The 16,024-nt window shown below is 32.7% G+C and carries 19 protein-coding genes, 1 tRNA gene and 1 other annotated feature; of the genes, 4 read left to right on the top strand and 16 right to left on the bottom strand.

Annotated elements, in window-relative coordinates:
* Nucleotides 1-10: 10 nt before the first annotated feature.
* From ACIQ4I_RS11695 to ACIQ4I_RS11685, 3 genes are all read right to left on the bottom strand, one after another.
* Complete coding sequence (locus tag ACIQ4I_RS11695; RefSeq protein ID WP_403096158.1) at nucleotides 11-139, bottom strand: hypothetical protein; 129 nt, start codon at nucleotides 137-139, stop codon at nucleotides 11-13.
* Nucleotides 120-1,241 (bottom strand): glycosyltransferase family 4 protein, encoded by a 1,122-nt coding sequence (locus ACIQ4I_RS11690; RefSeq protein WP_403096157.1) that lies wholly within the window; start codon nucleotides 1,239-1,241, stop codon nucleotides 120-122. The genes ACIQ4I_RS11695 and ACIQ4I_RS11690 overlap by 20 nt, the downstream gene beginning before the upstream one ends.
* Nucleotides 1,242-1,517: 276 nt before the next feature.
* A complete protein-coding gene (locus ACIQ4I_RS11685; RefSeq protein ID WP_403096156.1) occupies nucleotides 1,518-2,192 on the bottom strand; it encodes a TerC family protein in 675 nt (224 codons plus the stop codon).
* 353 nt (nucleotides 2,193-2,545) lie between these two features.
* Between ACIQ4I_RS11685 and hmpA the strand changes: the two genes are divergently transcribed.
* From hmpA to ACIQ4I_RS11670, 3 genes are all read left to right on the top strand, one after another.
* Nucleotides 2,546-3,724, top strand: coding sequence for an NO-inducible flavohemoprotein (hmpA, locus tag ACIQ4I_RS11680; RefSeq protein WP_403096155.1), 1,179 nt, complete (start codon nucleotides 2,546-2,548; stop codon nucleotides 3,722-3,724).
* 504 nt (nucleotides 3,725-4,228) lie between these two features.
* The gene (locus ACIQ4I_RS11675; protein WP_403096154.1) at nucleotides 4,229-5,197 is read left to right on the top strand and encodes a 2-hydroxyacid dehydrogenase; all 969 of its coding nucleotides are present in this window, start codon (nucleotides 4,229-4,231) and stop codon (nucleotides 5,195-5,197) included.
* Between the two features lie 159 nt (nucleotides 5,198-5,356).
* Nucleotides 5,357-5,596: a hypothetical protein gene (locus ACIQ4I_RS11670; RefSeq protein WP_403096153.1), complete on the top strand. Its 240-nt coding sequence runs from the start codon at nucleotides 5,357-5,359 to the stop codon at nucleotides 5,594-5,596.
* 70 nt (nucleotides 5,597-5,666) lie between these two features.
* On the opposite strand, the gene ACIQ4I_RS11665 is transcribed toward ACIQ4I_RS11670, so the two are convergent.
* The 11 genes from ACIQ4I_RS11665 to ACIQ4I_RS11615 all read right to left on the bottom strand — a co-directional run bounded on the left by ACIQ4I_RS11665 (nucleotide 5,667) and on the right by ACIQ4I_RS11615 (nucleotide 14,032).
* Entirely contained in the window at nucleotides 5,667-6,956 is a 1,290-nt protein-coding gene (locus ACIQ4I_RS11665) for a Na+/H+ antiporter NhaC family protein (RefSeq protein ID WP_403096152.1), read from the bottom strand.
* A 357-nt stretch (nucleotides 6,957-7,313) separates the two neighbouring features.
* A complete protein-coding gene (locus ACIQ4I_RS11660) occupies nucleotides 7,314-8,021 on the bottom strand; it encodes a DNA alkylation repair protein (protein WP_403096151.1) in 708 nt (235 codons plus the stop codon).
* Between the two features lie 223 nt (nucleotides 8,022-8,244).
* Nucleotides 8,245-8,506 (bottom strand) — a binding site (T-box leader).
* Nucleotides 8,507-8,560: 54 nt separating this feature from the next.
* On the bottom strand, nucleotides 8,561-9,325 hold the full coding sequence (locus ACIQ4I_RS11655; RefSeq protein WP_403096150.1) for a class I SAM-dependent methyltransferase: 765 nt from the start codon (nucleotides 9,323-9,325) through the stop codon (nucleotides 8,561-8,563).
* Nucleotides 9,326-9,328: 3 nt separating this feature from the next.
* A complete protein-coding gene (locus tag ACIQ4I_RS11650; RefSeq protein ID WP_403096149.1) occupies nucleotides 9,329-9,862 on the bottom strand; it encodes a GrpB family protein in 534 nt (177 codons plus the stop codon).
* 34 nt (nucleotides 9,863-9,896) lie between these two features.
* Nucleotides 9,897-10,727, bottom strand: coding sequence for an alpha/beta fold hydrolase (locus ACIQ4I_RS11645; protein ID WP_403096148.1), 831 nt, complete (start codon nucleotides 10,725-10,727; stop codon nucleotides 9,897-9,899).
* 80 nt (nucleotides 10,728-10,807) lie between these two features.
* Nucleotides 10,808-11,098 carry a GNAT family N-acetyltransferase gene (locus tag ACIQ4I_RS11640; protein WP_403096147.1) on the bottom strand — a complete coding sequence of 97 codons (291 nt, stop codon included), beginning with the start codon at nucleotides 11,096-11,098 and terminating at the stop codon, nucleotides 10,808-10,810.
* Between the two features lie 14 nt (nucleotides 11,099-11,112).
* Nucleotides 11,113-11,658 (bottom strand): hypothetical protein, encoded by a 546-nt coding sequence (locus tag ACIQ4I_RS11635; RefSeq protein WP_403096146.1) that lies wholly within the window; start codon nucleotides 11,656-11,658, stop codon nucleotides 11,113-11,115.
* Between the two features lie 350 nt (nucleotides 11,659-12,008).
* A complete protein-coding gene (locus tag ACIQ4I_RS11630; protein WP_403096145.1) occupies nucleotides 12,009-12,656 on the bottom strand; it encodes a Yip1 family protein in 648 nt (215 codons plus the stop codon).
* Between the two features lie 100 nt (nucleotides 12,657-12,756).
* On the bottom strand, nucleotides 12,757-13,059 hold the full coding sequence (locus ACIQ4I_RS11625) for a hypothetical protein (RefSeq protein WP_403096144.1): 303 nt from the start codon (nucleotides 13,057-13,059) through the stop codon (nucleotides 12,757-12,759).
* A 33-nt stretch (nucleotides 13,060-13,092) separates the two neighbouring features.
* Nucleotides 13,093-13,392: a hypothetical protein gene (locus ACIQ4I_RS11620; RefSeq protein ID WP_403096143.1), complete on the bottom strand. Its 300-nt coding sequence runs from the start codon at nucleotides 13,390-13,392 to the stop codon at nucleotides 13,093-13,095.
* A 184-nt stretch (nucleotides 13,393-13,576) separates the two neighbouring features.
* Complete coding sequence (locus tag ACIQ4I_RS11615; protein ID WP_403096142.1) at nucleotides 13,577-14,032, bottom strand: hypothetical protein; 456 nt, start codon at nucleotides 14,030-14,032, stop codon at nucleotides 13,577-13,579.
* Between the two features lie 302 nt (nucleotides 14,033-14,334).
* On the opposite strand from ACIQ4I_RS11615, the gene ACIQ4I_RS11610 reads away from it, so the two are divergent.
* Nucleotides 14,335-15,108, top strand: a complete 774-nt coding sequence (locus tag ACIQ4I_RS11610) for an alpha/beta hydrolase (RefSeq protein ID WP_403096141.1) — start codon at nucleotides 14,335-14,337, stop codon at nucleotides 15,106-15,108.
* A gap of 231 nt (nucleotides 15,109-15,339) precedes the next feature.
* Here ACIQ4I_RS11610 and ACIQ4I_RS11605 read toward each other — a convergent pair whose 3' ends face one another.
* Entirely contained in the window at nucleotides 15,340-15,729 is a 390-nt protein-coding gene (locus tag ACIQ4I_RS11605; protein ID WP_403096140.1) for a VOC family protein, read from the bottom strand.
* A 202-nt stretch (nucleotides 15,730-15,931) separates the two neighbouring features.
* A tRNA-Glu gene (locus ACIQ4I_RS11600) sits at nucleotides 15,932-16,003 on the bottom strand.
* Between the last annotated feature and the right edge of the window lie 21 nt (nucleotides 16,004-16,024).

The following is a 16,024-nucleotide window of genomic DNA, read 5'->3' as shown; positions in this document are numbered from 1 at the left end:
ACTTATTTAATTATCGAGATAAGTAATGAGTAAATAAACAGCGTATCGCTACAGTTCCTTTTCTGTGACGATCCGCTGTTTTAGTTTTATCAACTTGTTCAATATTTGTAACGATTAATTTACGATGCATTATTTTCATTTCCAGCACTTCTTATAACTTCCTGATAAATTTGAATTGTTTTAGCATACATTGTATCAATAGTAAAATGTTTTTCAAATATAGCTCTACTTTTATCTCCGAGTTGCTTACGTAAACTGATATCTTTAATTAATAATTTTATCGCATTCTGAATTCCTGAAATATTATTGTCAACTAAGAGTCCTGAGTACTGATCTATTATTAACTCACTAACACCTCCCACATTGGAAGCTACTGTGGGGATGCCTGCTCTCATAGATTCAATAATAACCAGTGGTAATCCTTCATAATCAGATAACAAAACATTAATATCTGCTTGTTCTAGGAATCGTTCTGCATCATTTCTTACACCTAGAAAAGAAATTCGAGCTTGTAGATTGTGGTCATTCATTCGTTTTTCATTCTGCTCTCTATTCGGCCCATCCCCAAGTAAAATCAATTTCCAAGGTATCTCTTGCATATTGGCAAGTGCTTGAATTAATAAATCTTGACGTTTTGGTGTTGCAAATCGAGCAATCATTATAATAAGTGGTGTGTTATTTGATGTTTTTTCTGTAGTTTCTTGCGTGGGGATACCGTTGTGAATCGTTTCCATCTTCTCCTGCAAAACGAGCTTTCTTTGAAGGGCTATTTGATAGTCATAAGTCGATACGGTAATAATTTTTGAAGTGTGTTTTGCTAAATACTTTTCAACCTTTTCTAAAATAAGGCGTTTCATTTTCGATATACCTTCACTAAAAGACCAGCCGTGTACTGTAAAGACTGAGGGGATACCAAGTGATTTTGCTGCAATTCTACCTATCACTCCTGCTTTTGAAGAATGCATAGCAACTAAATCAGGTTGAAAAGATTTTAGTCTCTTACGTACTTCAAGGATTGCTCTGATATCCTTCCATAAATGAAACTTCCTTTTCATAAAGTACAATGGTTCTAATTCAACACCCAAATCTTGTATCTCTATGATTTGCTGAATAAAAGGTTCATTTGATGTAAGTATTAATATCTGATGGCCATTTTTATGAAGTTGTTTCACTAATTCGATCAAATGAGATTGTTCTTCTCCTATTTCATCTAGCCTCAAAATTAATTGAACTATTTTCATAGTGATTATCCTTTCTTTTTGTATTACAAACTAAACTCTAACATGTTTTAAATACTGCTAATCAATTAATTTGAAAACCAATCTTAATACAACGCCAAATATTAGTGTACAATAATTAAGAAACTCCATTAATACCCTTACTATGTAAATTTATTAATATCCTTATCCTCCCTCATATAAATTATTAAGTCACTATTTTTATGCAAAAAAGGATTGAAACTGTTTTTTAGCTTCAACCCTTTTACTTAATACTACTAAGACATCTATTAAAGAAATTTATTTCGTTATATTTCTTACTTGGCGCTTTTTCGTCCATAAACCTACAATGATTAATAAAATCATACTTAAGATTGGGACAATATGTTCCATCATTGGGAAAGTAGCTTCGACAAGACGATGGCCATATTTATCATCTATTATCATTGTTCCTGCAGTGTAAGCAATTAATAATGCACCAATCCAAATAAGAATCGGGAATTTCTCCATTAATTTGATAATAATCTGGCTACCAAAAACAATTAAAGGAATACTTACAAGCAAGCCTAATGCGACAAGACCATTATGTCCGTTTGCTACACCTGCAATCGCAAGGACATTATCTAAACTCATTACAAAGTCTGCTACGATAATGGTACGAACTGCTGCGATTAAATTATTACCACTTTTAACATCCGGATCTTCTTCGCCTGATTTTAATAAATCAAACGCAATATAGAATAATAATAGACCGCCTACCACTTTTACAAATGGTATTTGTAAAAGCCAAACTGCGGCAAATGTTAATACTATTCTTAAACCAATGGCACCGGCTGTACCAATGATAATTGCTTTTTTTCTTTGATCTTTTGCTAAATTACGGCATGCAAGTGCTATAACTACTGCATTATCACCGCTTAGAACAATATCTAACAAAATAATTGAGGCTATTTTTGTCAGGAATGCTGGATCCATTTATTCTCCTACTTTCTAAAAATGCTATCTTGTATAATTCTACTCTTTTCCAACGAAATGAAAAGCGAAAACTATATTTTTTAGGATAATTTTCTTTATCTGTCATCAATTATTCTTTACATGTTTACAAACATTCACAACATTTCTAAATCAGCTTACGATTTATGCATGCGATTTATTCTTGTATTAATTTTTCATCTGAAAAGAATCGTTCCATAGAACCTAGTCTTCCCCCTTCTTCTTTAGATGTATTTAGATGTATTTTTTTATTCTTTTTGTTAATACTGCATTATAGTTCTTACTTTAAATAGACCTAATACCTTTTCACTCTGGTAATAGAAAGGAAATTAGTCATGCTATCACAAGAAACAATGGATATTATTAAATCCACAGCACCTGTTCTAGAAATACATGGTAAAGACATTACAACTGTTTTTTATAAAAGATTATTTGAATCGCATCCGGAACTGTTAAATATCTTTAATCAAACAAACCAACGAAAAGGACGCCAACAACTAGCTTTAGCAAATACAGTATACGCAGCTGCAATTCATATTGAAAATTTATCTGAAATCATGCCCGTTGTAAAACAAATTGCAGAGAAACACCGAAGTCTTGGCATTAAACCTGAACATTATCCAATCGTTGGGGAAAACTTATTAAAGGCCATTAAAGAAGTTCTAGGAGATGCAGCCACTCCTGAAATTATGAACGCATGGACTGAAGCATACGGTGTTCTTGCTGATGCATTTATTTCAACAGAGGAAACTTTATATAAAGAATCAGAAAACAAACAAGGTGGGTGGCGATTCTTTAAAGACTTCAAATTAGTTGATAAGGTCCCAGAAAATAACTTAGTCACTTCATTCTATTTTAAACCGGCAGATGGTGCACCTCTTCCAGACTATAAACCAGGTCAATATATAACTGTACATGTAACAATTCCAGGTGAAAAATATACACATAATCGTCAATATAGTTTATCAAAAGCATATGACGGTGAAAACTATCGAATTTCTGTTAAACGTGAAGTTGTAAATGAACCAGTAGGAATCGTATCGAACTATTTACACGATCATCTCAATATTGGAGACATACTTCCTATTAGTGCTCCTGCTGGTGTCTTCTTCTATCAATCAAAACCAGATACTCCTGTTACATTTTTAGCTGGTGGTATTGGTATTACTCCACTGATGAGTATGCTACAAATAGCTGTGAAAGAAAATAATGCTTCTATCAATTTTGTTCAAAGTGCCAATACTACAGATTTAGTTGTATTTAGTAAACCCATACATGATGTAGCACAACAATACTCTAATTTAAATTATTTCGAATTGATCACCGAAACATCTGGATATATTTCGAAGGAATTTTTAGAACAATATGTAGACCCATCAAGTGATGTTTATTTATGCGGGCCGGTACCATTTATGCTTGCAATGATTAAGAATTTACTTATAATTGGCGTTTCTAAAGACCACATTTACTATGAATTCTTCGGACCTTCAATGGCACTTGATATTGAAACATAATTTTTTAAAAAGTAAGGGTTAATAATAACACCTTCCCGCAGAAACCGCCTCTTTTCGCTCAAATAAAAATGTGTGAATAAAAGAGCGTCTATGAATCGGCGCTCTTTTTTTATATGGTAGTAAAATAAATTATATCACTATTCCTTTTTAACACTATTCTGTTTAAGATGGGTTAACGCTACTACTTTAATCGATGTCGCCAGAATATAACCGACAACAACAATATATATAAAGTACTTTTGCATTTGATTGAGAAAAATAAGATACGTAATGCAAATCATCAAAATAGTGTACATTAGAATATCAAACCAAATTTTCTGTTCTTTATTCTCCATATCATTTCACCTTTCGCAAAAGGATTTACTTTATACATTGCTATACCCGATATATTCTACAATACACATGCAAACCCCCTCCAAATAATTGGATTTTTTGGATTTTACACTAACTTTTCATATATAATTAATATTGTATTTACAATTTTACAATGAAGGAGAATTTAGCATGAAACCAAAACTCTTAGTTATGAGAGAAATTGAAAATCATACAATGGACCAATTAGCTGAGCACTTTGAAATCGATTACCAACCATCTTGTTCTCAAGAACAGTTACAAAACTTAATACAAGATACACAAGCGTTATTAACAATGGGTGCTGCTATTGACGAAGAGCTCATAAAAAATGCGCCTAATTTAAAAATTGTAAGTAATATAAGTGTTGGCTACGATAATTTTGATACAGATGCTATGAAAAAAGCTGGCATTATTGGGACACATACACCATACATTTTAAATGATAGTGTTGTAGAGTTGACATTTGGTCTCATGTTAAGTTCTGCTAGAAGAATTTCAGAACTCGACTCTAAGGTTAAAAAAGGACTTTGGAAAATAAAAGCTGATATAAACTACTACGGATTAAATGTTCATCATAAAAAATTGGGAATTATCGGTATGGGGCGGATTGGTGAAGACCTAGCAAAATGTGCAAAAATGGGGTTCTTAATGGATGTCTGCTATAATAATCGTCATAAAAAACCTGAACTAGAGGAAGAAAATATCATCTGGAAACCGTTAGAACAGTTACTTCAAGAATCAGATTTTATCGTTATGCTTACGCCTCTTACAGAAGAAACAAAAAACTTGATCGATGCCTCAAAATTTAAACAGATGAAAAATACCGCTATATTCATTAATATGTCGAGAGGTGCGACAGTAGACGAAAAAGCACTATACAATGCCTTAAAAAATAAAGAAATCTACGCAGCAGCTTCTGATGTTTTTGTACAAGAGCCTGTTGATTCTAACAACCCTCTACTCCAATTGGATAACTTTACTGCTACTCCGCATATTGGTTCAGCGAGCCATGAAACAAGAAACAACATGGCACAACTTGCAGCAGAAAATCTGATCGCTGTTTTTATTAATGGTAAAAATCAAAATGTTGTACCTGAATTACAGTTCCTTGTTAAATAATATGAATAGAAGCCACAGCATTCTCTATGATTATACTTATTCTGTTCTGCCAAAATTATCCTCACAATTGAATTACTTCGAACAATATCTAAATGTGATGTATACTAAAATGAGAATAAGTTATTCATAAGAATTTTCATGTAAAGGACGTAACAATAAATGGATGTAAATAAAAGTTCAGGTAAAAACTCTAGTGTTCTTACTAATGATGAATTAGCTGTATATGAATTTGCATTTCGCGATGAATTTAATGGTATGCATATTCCTCAGGAAAAACAGGAGTATTATATTGAAAAAATACTTAATGCCAATGAGGACGCCATTTTACATTTAAGAAAAAAAGGCGCGATTGCGATATCTAGAGAAGTCTTACAAGAAGATAATATTTTTGGGGCATAATAGGTAAAATAAACAGAAAGGTCGAACATCAACTACTATATTAGTGGTTTGTTCGACCTTTTTATACTATTTATTTTTTCAATTTTGGATAGCCAATTATTATAGCTACAATTGCGCTAATCCCCATCAAAATTGGATAAAACGAATATTGCATCATCTCTATTGTGGAAATACCCGCAACACTTGCTGCAGCTAGAAGTTGGGGTGAATACGGCACAAATCCTTGCCATACACTAGCGAAAATATCCAGTAAGCTGGCAGATTTTCGGTGATCCACTTCATATTCGTCTGCAATTTTTTTGGCAAGAGGCCCTGTCATTAGTATAGCGATTGTATTATTTGCTGTTGATATATCTGTCACACTAACAAGAGAAGCAATACCAAACTCTGCTCCTTTTTTCGAGCGAATACGTTTTGAAATGGAGTAAAGTAAGTACTGAATACCACCATTGTGTTGAATCAATGCAACAAGCCCACTGATTAATATAGCAATAATCGCTATATCTTCCATTCCCATCATACCGTTACTTACAGCTTTGATGAATGAAATAAACGTAAATTCCCCGTTGATGAATCCTATTAATCCAGAGACTAAAATACCTCCGATTAATACTTTTAATACATCTATACCGATTAATGCAGCAATCAGTACAAGTACATATGGAATTACCGAAACAATTGAATAATCATAGTTTCCTTTTAAAGCATGTCCTTTACCTATCGTCATGAATCCTAGAATAATGGCCGTTACAATGGCAGCAGGTAATACGATACGGAAATTCACTTTAAATTTATCTTTCATATCCGTACCTTGTGTACGTACTGCTGCAATTGTCGTATCAGAAATGACCGATAAATTATCACCAAACATTGCACCACCTACTACAGTAGCCATTGCAAGTGCCATTGAAATACCAGTCGCATCAGCAATTCCCACGCCAATTGGTGCTAGAGCCACAACAGTCCCCATGGACGTCCCCATAGAAAGGGAGATAAAACACCCAATGAAAAATAAACCGACTAATAGAAAATTTTGAGGTAAGTACGTTAACCCCAAATTAACAGTCGACTCAACTGCTCCCATTTCCTTTGCTACATTTGAGAAAGCTCCTGCAAGTACAAATATAACCACCATTAGCATTACATTTGCATCGCCTGCTCCCTTCGTGAAAATTTCAATTTTCTTTATCATCTTTTCTTGGCGATTCATAAGAAAAGCGAGAATACAACTTACTCCTACTGCTACATTTAAAGGCATCGCCGTAAAATCATTAGCTAAAATGCCTGTTCCTATAAATAAAAGTACAAATACAACAAACGGCAAAAGTGCCCATTTATTGCCTTTTTCAATCTTTTCCATGTATAAAAAATACCCCCTACCAGATCGGGCTAAATTTAAATCAGACAAATTTAATCATACTGAAAAGATGTGAATTTGTAAATTTTTTATATCTTTCGAATATTCATAAAGACTGTTTTTTAGAGATCTTGACCGATGACTTGCAATAACTCAGTATATTAAAAGTTAAATGTGTAAAAAACAATAAAGTTTTTTAATTTGGCTCTGTTAAATGATATTATTGTTTTTTGACTATGAAAAAAAGGACATATTAATTTAGATGTCCCTTTAAGTTTATTTTAATTCACCTTATCTCTCACATACGATGTCTCCTCTTTTATTTACATTGGAATCAACACCACAATACTAAGCTAGTTTTTAACATCTTACATATTTACGTTTGAAACCAATCCTCCCTCTATCAATTTCTTTATGAATACTTTCGTAAGCATTTAGGAAACTGCTTTTTTTATTGTCCCGTTTTACTTCTACTGTACCTACTTCCTTTGCGATCTCGATTGCCTTTTCATGTAGCGGCAAATATGAAATCCCCACGGTGGATAGAAAATTACTCATAGCCGATTTCGTTCGTTCTGGCGAGTCATGAATCGTATTTTTCACCATTTCAAGCATATTGGAAATCTTGCTTTCGGAAAATTCATTGTCTAAGCGATTGCCTAAAAGCCAGCAGTAGCAACTCCAGCCCGCTGACATTCTCAGCTCGTCATCGCTTGCAATCCATTTATCAGCAACGTCTTGTGCAAAATCTGACTCTGATAAAGTTACCGCCACCACAAAATCAGACACCATATAAAAATACGCCCCATCCATCCAACGATCAAAATCCGACTCACTCATAGCTTTTGGGTTTGCAATAATGCCTGCAAAGTACATTGAATCGTAGTTACCTGTGGAATAAAGCTCTTCAGCTAAATGTTGATTTATTTTTATTTTCTTTGCGATTGGTTTCATAGCACCTGTAGCTACGCCAAAAAGTGGCTCGTGCGCACCATTGGATATGTACATTTTTTTAGTTCTTTCCTTACCGAGGGCTTCAAGCTCATGCATAACTGTTTCGAAATCCATAGTTTTGCACTTCCTTCCTTATTATTAAAACCAAATAGTTTATATTCTTTATCAAGTCTTCCATACTCCTCAATTTTACCATTAATCTTATTCAAGTAGGATGTCTACAGTCTATAATACCTCACAAATTCGGCTTGAACTTTAAATAGAGACTCGCATTTTACGATCCATATCATCCACTCCTATTTTTATTTACAAAAAAGCCCACCCCCAAGACATTTGTCTTAGGGACGGGATCGTGGATACTACGATACGTGTTACCACCCTAGTTTACTACTACATCACTGCGAACAGCCTTAATCAGTACGGCGTTTACCTTACGCATATACCGTTACCCTATAACGGGAGTTCCCGTCACACAATCATTCTAAAAATCCCATGTGATACTCCGAGACTTGGTTCAATATTTCGTTCTTGCTCGCTTTCACCTATCCGAGCTCTCTAAAAAGAACATCCATATATACTCTTCTCTTCTTAGTATTTCGAAAAGTTATAACATAGGTAAAATTAAATTATCGATATATTCTGGAAATACACTATTATTTTCTACATACATAAATCATTTCATAACTATTTTCATCGATAGGTGTTTCATTCCAGTCTTTATATATTCCAAGAATTTCAAAACCATTGTGAGATAATATTCTTTCCATTTCTTTTGGAAAAACGTAGCGCAACGTAATATTAGTTCTTTTTTCATTTACAATAACACCATTCACTCCTACAAATTTCCGAATGGTCGTGTAATGTTGAAGTTGAGTAAGAGCATCATAACTGCTAATTGTGTAAACATCAACCTTTTGTTTTGAAACCTGGTCTGTATAGCTTCTCCAGTATTCCTCTGTAGGTGGTTGTAATAATTCATCTAAACTTGGAAATCTAGTTCCGAAAATGAATAAACCTCCATCGTGCAAATGCTTATGTACGGATGCTAGCAAGCCATCTTGTGCTTTATTCGTTAAAAAATGCTGGAATGAGTTTCCAACAGTAAAGATCAAATTACTTTTCACATCTAAATTCAAATTAGTACAATCTTGTTTTTCCCACTTTATATTTAATTCAAGTTCAGATGATTTCTTTTCAGCTGCTCCTAGCATCCCTTCATGAACATCCACACCGATTAACTCTTTTCCATCTTTAGCTAAAGGGATTGTAGCTCTTCCCGTCCCACATGCAATATCAATGATTGGCCCATCAATCGTTGATGCATACTTCTCTAAAAATTTTATGTCCTCATGATACATTCCATTTTCTTGATCATATATAACGGTATCTTCGTATTCCTCAAAATTATCGATTCCCATAAACTATTCTCCAATTCTTTTAGCAAAAATATTCCTTACAAATTTCTCTTTAAAATCAGTATATGCATTAATACCAATTGACTTTTTATTTATATAAGCTAGTTTTATATTCAAGTATTCTTTACTAACATCTTCGTGTTCGTTTAAATAATCTCTGAAAAAGATTAGATTGTTCCATAACTCTCCATTATATTCAACCAAGTGGATAAAATGTGTTTTGACTTCATACGTATCATCTGTGAATTTTGCGAAGACAATCTCATTCGGTCTTTCTACTCGTAACCGCAAAAAACCACTTTCTTTTAGCCCTTTTATAAGTTCTTCATTCAACACTTTTAAATCATTAACACCCATTAAAATATCAATAATTGGCTTTGAAGGCATTTCGACTATAGCAGTATTTCCGATGTGTTCAATTTGATTTTCGTTTACATTTGTATGAAGGAGAATTTCTTTTTTCACCCTTGTAAATTCATCTTTCCATTCAATTTCGTAAGGTACGATTTTAACTTCATTTTTACCTAGCCCTAGTTTCATATTATTCTCCTCCATATTTTTCGATTGAACTTTGTTAAGTTGTCAAAACGAACTTTTGGAATTTATCTTCTTCCTCTGAAAATGGATTATGATTACTTTCTTCGAAAATAGTGAAAGTTGCATTAGGAATTAAATTTGCAATTTCAGCTCCATGTTTCATGGGACATTGGGAGTCGAACTTACCAGAATAGATAAAGCTTGGTACTGTAACACTTTGTAAATTCTCTCTAATATCATATGTAGGATATTCAACTTTTCTAAAAAAGCCTAAGCGGTTTTCAACACACTTGCCACTGTTTGGCTTTTTAAGAGATTCTTTTAATTTCTCTTCAGAATGATAGGACATTAATGACCATTCATAGCTAACTTTTCTGCGTATTTCTAGCGGTGTTGAGGGATCATTCAACTGATCCATAATTTCAACAATTCTATTAAAGTTGGTATTTTGTTCACAATAGATACTATCTGGATCTCTGCCGTATTCAAAACTTGCAGCTGCCCCACCAGCAATTATTTTTGTTAATGATTTTGGACTATTAATCGCATATTTTAAAGCAAGCATCCCCCCAGTTGAATGACCAGCAAATCCCCATTTGTCGATATTTAAAGCTTTACGAATTGCTTCTAAATCAAGCACTGATTCATCCATACTAAATCTGCTGTCGTCCTTAACTTTCACTGAATTTCCTGCACCGCTGAGATTAATTAAGTACACATGATATTTTTCAGTGAATGGGTTTGCAAAACTATTTCCACGGTCATCATAAGCACTATATAGATGTGTGACTGCTAATGGTTCCCCTTGTCCTTTTTCAAACAATTCAAATCTTCCTCTTGTCGTATCAATAAATTGCCTAGTCCACATTATAAGACCCCCTACTATATAGTTTTTCATGAAACATCACTTCATATTGTTCCATCTTCCCGATAATGCTCTCCACCTTGTTACCGTAAATATGAGTAACTTAATAGTTGATTCTTAGTATAAAAACCCGCCTTATGATATACATGATTTGCGCTATCATTTGTGTTTGATACGCTTAATTGGATTTTATCTATACTTTCATATATAAAAATACGAGTTAACACTTCTTTTAATAGAATTGTTCCAAGTCCTTGATTTTGAAAGTGTGGACTTACGGCGATAAATTCGATAGATGCCTCACCATGTTCAGGAGCAACTTCAAAATATACATATCCCTGTATATTCCCTATATCATCTTTTAATATACGCAACTCCTGCTGTTCATTTAATATGCATTAGGGAAAGCTTTATTATGTATATTTGCAAATCTCTCGAAATCTGAAATTTGGAATAGATCACTTTTTATTTTTTTAAGAGGTATAAAATTTTCTCTCTCAATTTGTAATACAAGATGCTTTCCCGTTTGGGTAGCATTAATTTCTTTCATAAATGAAAGAACCCCTTTATTTTGCTCGTTGATAAAGAAGTAAAATGTATGAATAGTAGGATATATCTGTTGAATTTCATGCCACAATTTCATACTAATTTGTTGAGCATTTAAATCTGATTTGACAAAGGGTCCCCATACTTCAGCGCTTGCTGATCCTTCATCAATATCAAGACCAATAGCCGCCATTACACCATCAAGATCTTCAACTATTAAAAATGTCTTTCTCCCATTTTGATCAATAAAATCTTCTTCCAATGATTGAAGTATTTCTTCATACAATTCGCCACAATAACCGATATGGTGATTTTTATTTTGATTTAAGACACATAAAAATTGGGCCAATATTGCAAAATCAGTTGCTCTACTAATACTTATTTCCATTATTTTCACTCCATTAATACTTTTTAATTAGATTGTTTTATTTTGTTACTTTTCAACTTTCATACTATTTATTTCCATATAAAATCTAAAATTCCTTCTCATAGTCATAATTCATTTCAAATATCATCTTTGATCTAAGCAAGAAAAAGTTGGATTTACCCTATTTACGAGCTATCTGAAGGGGTTATTCATTATACAAAAATAGCCTGTTGGCAAGCATAATATTTCTAACTATTATATTTGGAGTGCTAATCTATACGCATATTTTTTGATTAACTAACCACAAAACACCCAAAATTTCTAATCAAATAAAAAGAGATACCTCAATATTAATGAGATATCTCTTTTCTTTAATAAGTTCCACCTAATGAAATTATAAGCAGTACAACAATCCCTATAATAATTGCACCAAATATGATACCTGGAATGACAAGGGTAAAAAATGCTTTCCAGTTTGAAAAACGATGCGCAATTGCAACACCCGCAACACTGATTACAAATGACCAAACTCCAGCTACAATGGAAATTAACATAAAAACGATTGCTGAAATAATCGTTACGGCTGAAAATTCAATACCTGTATCAAAATAAGTTAAGGGCGAGTTAGCCATCCATAAAAGCAGAAATGGCGCCATCGCAATGCTTGGCACATAAGATAAACTTGTAACTTTAAAAACATCTTCAAAGCTACCTTTTCCACGAAAAATTTTACCTACAAGCCATGTAAAGAATGTACTTATTGTAACAGAAAAGATCCCTATAAAAGGTCCTACCAAAATACAGGTAAGAAGCAGAATCCATGTTGAATAAGTAGGATAAAAATCTGAAGCTGCTAAACCTGTTATACCACTAGCTATTCCACCTAATAGCACAAAAATTAATGAATATGTCCATTTTTTATGGTCTATTAAATATTGAGCCGTCTTTTTGGGGTGTAACCAAGTAGAGAAAAAAGGTTGAATCTTATAATTTTGAGGTTGTTCTTGAGGTTGGTTCATTAAATATTATGTCTCTCCTTCCAATATAATATTAATTTTAACAGAAAACGTCCGTTAAATAGAGAAAATTTTTAATGAACCCTACTAATTTTCATCAAAATTATAAAAGTACACTATTAAAATATGGTCCAATATGTTCAATATAAAGATTCGCATCTTCCTTTGAACATAAAGTAAGAAGCGTACGATAACCATCCATTTTAAGAGTGGCATTAATTTGATGTAACTCTAATTGCTCTTGGATTTGTTCCTTTGTTAAAATGTTAAAATGTTCAAGCACACTAATTTCAAGTAAATCAAAAGGTTCTCCTTTGGTATTTACTGCATAAATTTTTTCGACTTTTTGTGTTTCTTTTGAAACAAGAATTTGACTAACTTTGAATTTATTTTCCAATATTTTCATCTACTTTCTCTCTTCTATTATTTAGAGTAGTATCTACTCAACCTCACTTTTTATTTCTATATGTAATGCCTCAGCAATTGCAGGATTGGATGTATCAATCGCTGAAGTCCAAATTACAAGATGATCACCTATTTTGTAATTTGTACTAACATCATTTTCTGGCAAAGTAACGTGATATATGGCGCCATTATTATTTTTCACAACAATAGTATGATCCGCTCGAATATCTGTAACTTTTCCTTCAATATCAAATTTCCCCTTTTCAGTATGATCTTCGTTGTTACAGCCAAACAACATAATACTAAGACAACATAAAAGAAAGATTCTTCTCAAAGAAATTCCCCTCTCATACACGATTATCTTTATACCTAAAATCATTTAAAAGGTTGTATTTTAATTGAAGGTGCATATTCAATCACGATTACTGCTATTATAGTTGGCAATTACCTTTATTATAACAAATAAGACTAAAGCGATTGTATTAATAGCACTCTATAGCCTTTAACTTCTTAAGATTTTATTTCACCTCAACAACAAAGGTATACGAAGTTCTGCCATTTTTCCATTCAGTATAAATTTCGATGACATGTCTTCCTTTATCAGATGGTAGCGTTATTTCGGAATCCTTAACTGGAAGTGTTTTTGTCTGATTTTGTCCTTCCCATAAGTTTGCTATTATAGTTGGGTTAGAACCATCACTATATTTAACAATTGCTGTTGAGTTGGGCACAACAGACTGTGCTATTAAACCCTCTCCAATTCTTATTGGATCAGCAGCATCAGCAATAACTCCAGTATTCGAAAATAAGCTCTTTGTTTCCCATTTATATCCTCCTCTTGAAGCATCGATTGTTTGATTTTCAATTTCCACAGAAATATTTGGTGGCAATTGCTCACCTGGTATGTTCGAACATTCCGAGATTCCAAAAAAGATAAACATTAAAGGTACAAACTTATACCTCCACATTCTCATCTTAAACATCCCCTTTTATTAAAATTTATATAAAAATCCCATTAATGTTCCCCTTCCTGGTCTACTAAAAGTACCCGTTTTCCTACATCAATAAGCTCATATGCTGTTAAGCTTGCAAGCCTTGCCTCAATAATAATTACATCATAATTTATTAATACAACCCCTTTATGAACTATATTCTTTCAACGACTTCTATTGATTGCCCTTAAAAAATGAACAAAAAAATCCATTTTAATTATAACTATCTGGTATAATCTTAAATTATGAGAAATGAAAAATAGATTAAAAGGTGTGAGTATATCATGATTGAATCTTTTGCTCTTTCTATATTTGATTATCAAAGAAAAATCCAAGTTTACTTACCAAATAACTATAAAGAAGTAAGTAAAACATACCCTGTGTTATATATGCATGACGGACAAAATGTTTTTGAAAATAAAGATGCAATTGGAGGAATTGCTTTAGAACTAAATCAATATTTAGAACAAAATAAACTGGATATTATGGTAGTAGGTATTGATCAAAACACTTATGGAGATGAAAGGATAAATGAATACTGTCCATGGCCCAACGGAGCATTTAGCGAGAAACTTATAGGTAATAAGAGCTTATCAGGTGGAAAAGGAAAGGAATATGTAGATTTTATTGTTAATGAATTGAAACCTTTAATAGATCGTAACTATCGTACTGAAGAAACTCAAACATACATGGCAGGAATCTCCCTTGGAGCTCTAATATCAACTTACGCTGCTTGTTGTTATCCTCATGTATTTAAACGAGTTGCAGCAATTTCAGCTGCATATTATCGTAATCAAGAAGAAATTGAAAAACTTTTAATAACGAGTAATCTAACACACTTAGAAAGATTCTACCTAGACTGCGGAACAAAGGAATCAGGAGAAAACGATGAAATCAGCCAACTGTTTTTATTATCCAATAGGACAATCTTTGAAATCTTAAGTGATAAATATGTGACATTACAGTTTAATATTATTGAAAATGCTGAACATCATTACAAAACTTTTAAAGAACGTGTTCCTAACTTTATCAATTACTTGACTGCTGAATCGGTTTAGTAAAAGGATAATTTTAGTTAACGGAAAAATAGATTCGCTAAAGAGTTTTAAGTAAGAATATAACGGAGGGATAACTAATGGTTGATAATCAGTTATGGAAAAACATAAATAGATTATAAGAAATGGAAAAAGTATAATGATGGGTAACTGGGTGAAGAATCAATGGTAGAAGATACAAACAACTACTTGCGAGCTTGCATACTTTTCATTATGTTAGTTAGATATTTGTACTTATTGTTGCTTTGTCTTTTTTCCAAAAGCTATCCATCTGCCATCAATATCTTCAATCACAAATTCCTTATTACTATAATCAGTATTAGATAATGAACGAACTATTTTTACCCCAGAATTATTATATTCTTCTTGAAGTACTTCTTGATTGTCAGTAATAAAATATGCGTCATAGCCATAACCGTATAAAATTCTATTGGGTACTACCTCTTTACCGTTTGAATTCGTCAATATTATTTCAGTTGCATCTCGATATAAACAAATATGTGGTTCTTTTGATTCCATATAAGGTACGGCTATAAAACCCATTATTTTTTCGTAATAGTTTGCTGTTTTCAAAATGTCTAATGATGGAAAGATGCAATGTGACTCTAATAATAATTTCTTCATTTATTATCCCCTTTAATATTCTTTAGACTGAATTTCTTCAAGATAAGAATTAACAAATGACATTTAACATCTGTTAATTTACCAGAACGCCTCACATTTAACAATTATTTTTTCATAGACTCTATGAAAATTATAAAAAGCCAAGGAAAACAATTGTTTTCCTTGGCTTTTTATCTACGTTCTAGAATTTAATAAATAATTATGACCCCTACGAGATTCGAACTCGTGTTACCGCCGTGAAAGGGCGGTGTCTTAACCGCTTGACCAAGGGGCCAATATATGGCGGAGAAGGAGG

It is taken from the genome of Rummeliibacillus sp. NPDC094406, from assembly GCF_044763875.1.
Taxonomy (GTDB): Bacteria; Bacillota; Bacilli; order Bacillales_A; family Planococcaceae; genus Rummeliibacillus.
This window is presented reverse-complemented; position numbering and strand designations above follow the sequence as displayed.

Bases quoted from the DNA above. Each gene is read 5' to 3' on its own strand.
- ACIQ4I_RS11645 (WP_403096148.1), bottom strand. From the start codon at position 10,727: ATGTGGACTAGGCAATTTATTGATACGACAAGAGGAAGATTTGAATTG.
- ACIQ4I_RS11690 (WP_403096157.1), bottom strand. From the start codon at position 1,241: ATGAAAATAGTTCAATTAATTTTGAGGCTAGATGAAATAGGAGAAGAA.
- ACIQ4I_RS11635 (WP_403096146.1), bottom strand. From the start codon at position 11,658: ATGGAAATAAGTATTAGTAGAGCAACTGATTTTGCAATATTGGCCCAA.
- ACIQ4I_RS11655 (WP_403096150.1), bottom strand. From the start codon at position 9,325: ATGGGAATCGATAATTTTGAGGAATACGAAGATACCGTTATATATGAT.
- ACIQ4I_RS11665 (WP_403096152.1), bottom strand. From the start codon at position 6,956: ATGGAAAAGATTGAAAAAGGCAATAAATGGGCACTTTTGCCGTTTGTT.
- hmpA (WP_403096155.1), top strand. From the start codon at position 2,546: ATGCTATCACAAGAAACAATGGATATTATTAAATCCACAGCACCTGTT.
- ACIQ4I_RS11660 (WP_403096151.1), bottom strand. From the start codon at position 8,021: ATGGATTTCGAAACAGTTATGCATGAGCTTGAAGCCCTCGGTAAGGAA.
- ACIQ4I_RS11650 (WP_403096149.1), bottom strand. From the start codon at position 9,862: ATGAAACTAGGGCTAGGTAAAAATGAAGTTAAAATCGTACCTTACGAA.
- ACIQ4I_RS11670 (WP_403096153.1), top strand. From the start codon at position 5,357: ATGGATGTAAATAAAAGTTCAGGTAAAAACTCTAGTGTTCTTACTAAT.
- ACIQ4I_RS11675 (WP_403096154.1), top strand. From the start codon at position 4,229: ATGAAACCAAAACTCTTAGTTATGAGAGAAATTGAAAATCATACAATG.
- ACIQ4I_RS11630 (WP_403096145.1), bottom strand. From the start codon at position 12,656: ATGAACCAACCTCAAGAACAACCTCAAAATTATAAGATTCAACCTTTT.
- ACIQ4I_RS11605 (WP_403096140.1), bottom strand. From the start codon at position 15,729: ATGAAGAAATTATTATTAGAGTCACATTGCATCTTTCCATCATTAGAC.
- ACIQ4I_RS11695 (WP_403096158.1), bottom strand. From the start codon at position 139: ATGAAAATAATGCATCGTAAATTAATCGTTACAAATATTGAACAAGTT.
- ACIQ4I_RS11625 (WP_403096144.1), bottom strand. From the start codon at position 13,059: ATGAAAATATTGGAAAATAAATTCAAAGTTAGTCAAATTCTTGTTTCA.
- ACIQ4I_RS11685 (WP_403096156.1), bottom strand. From the start codon at position 2,192: ATGGATCCAGCATTCCTGACAAAAATAGCCTCAATTATTTTGTTAGAT.
- ACIQ4I_RS11615 (WP_403096142.1), bottom strand. From the start codon at position 14,032: ATGAGAATGTGGAGGTATAAGTTTGTACCTTTAATGTTTATCTTTTTT.
- ACIQ4I_RS11610 (WP_403096141.1), top strand. From the start codon at position 14,335: ATGATTGAATCTTTTGCTCTTTCTATATTTGATTATCAAAGAAAAATC.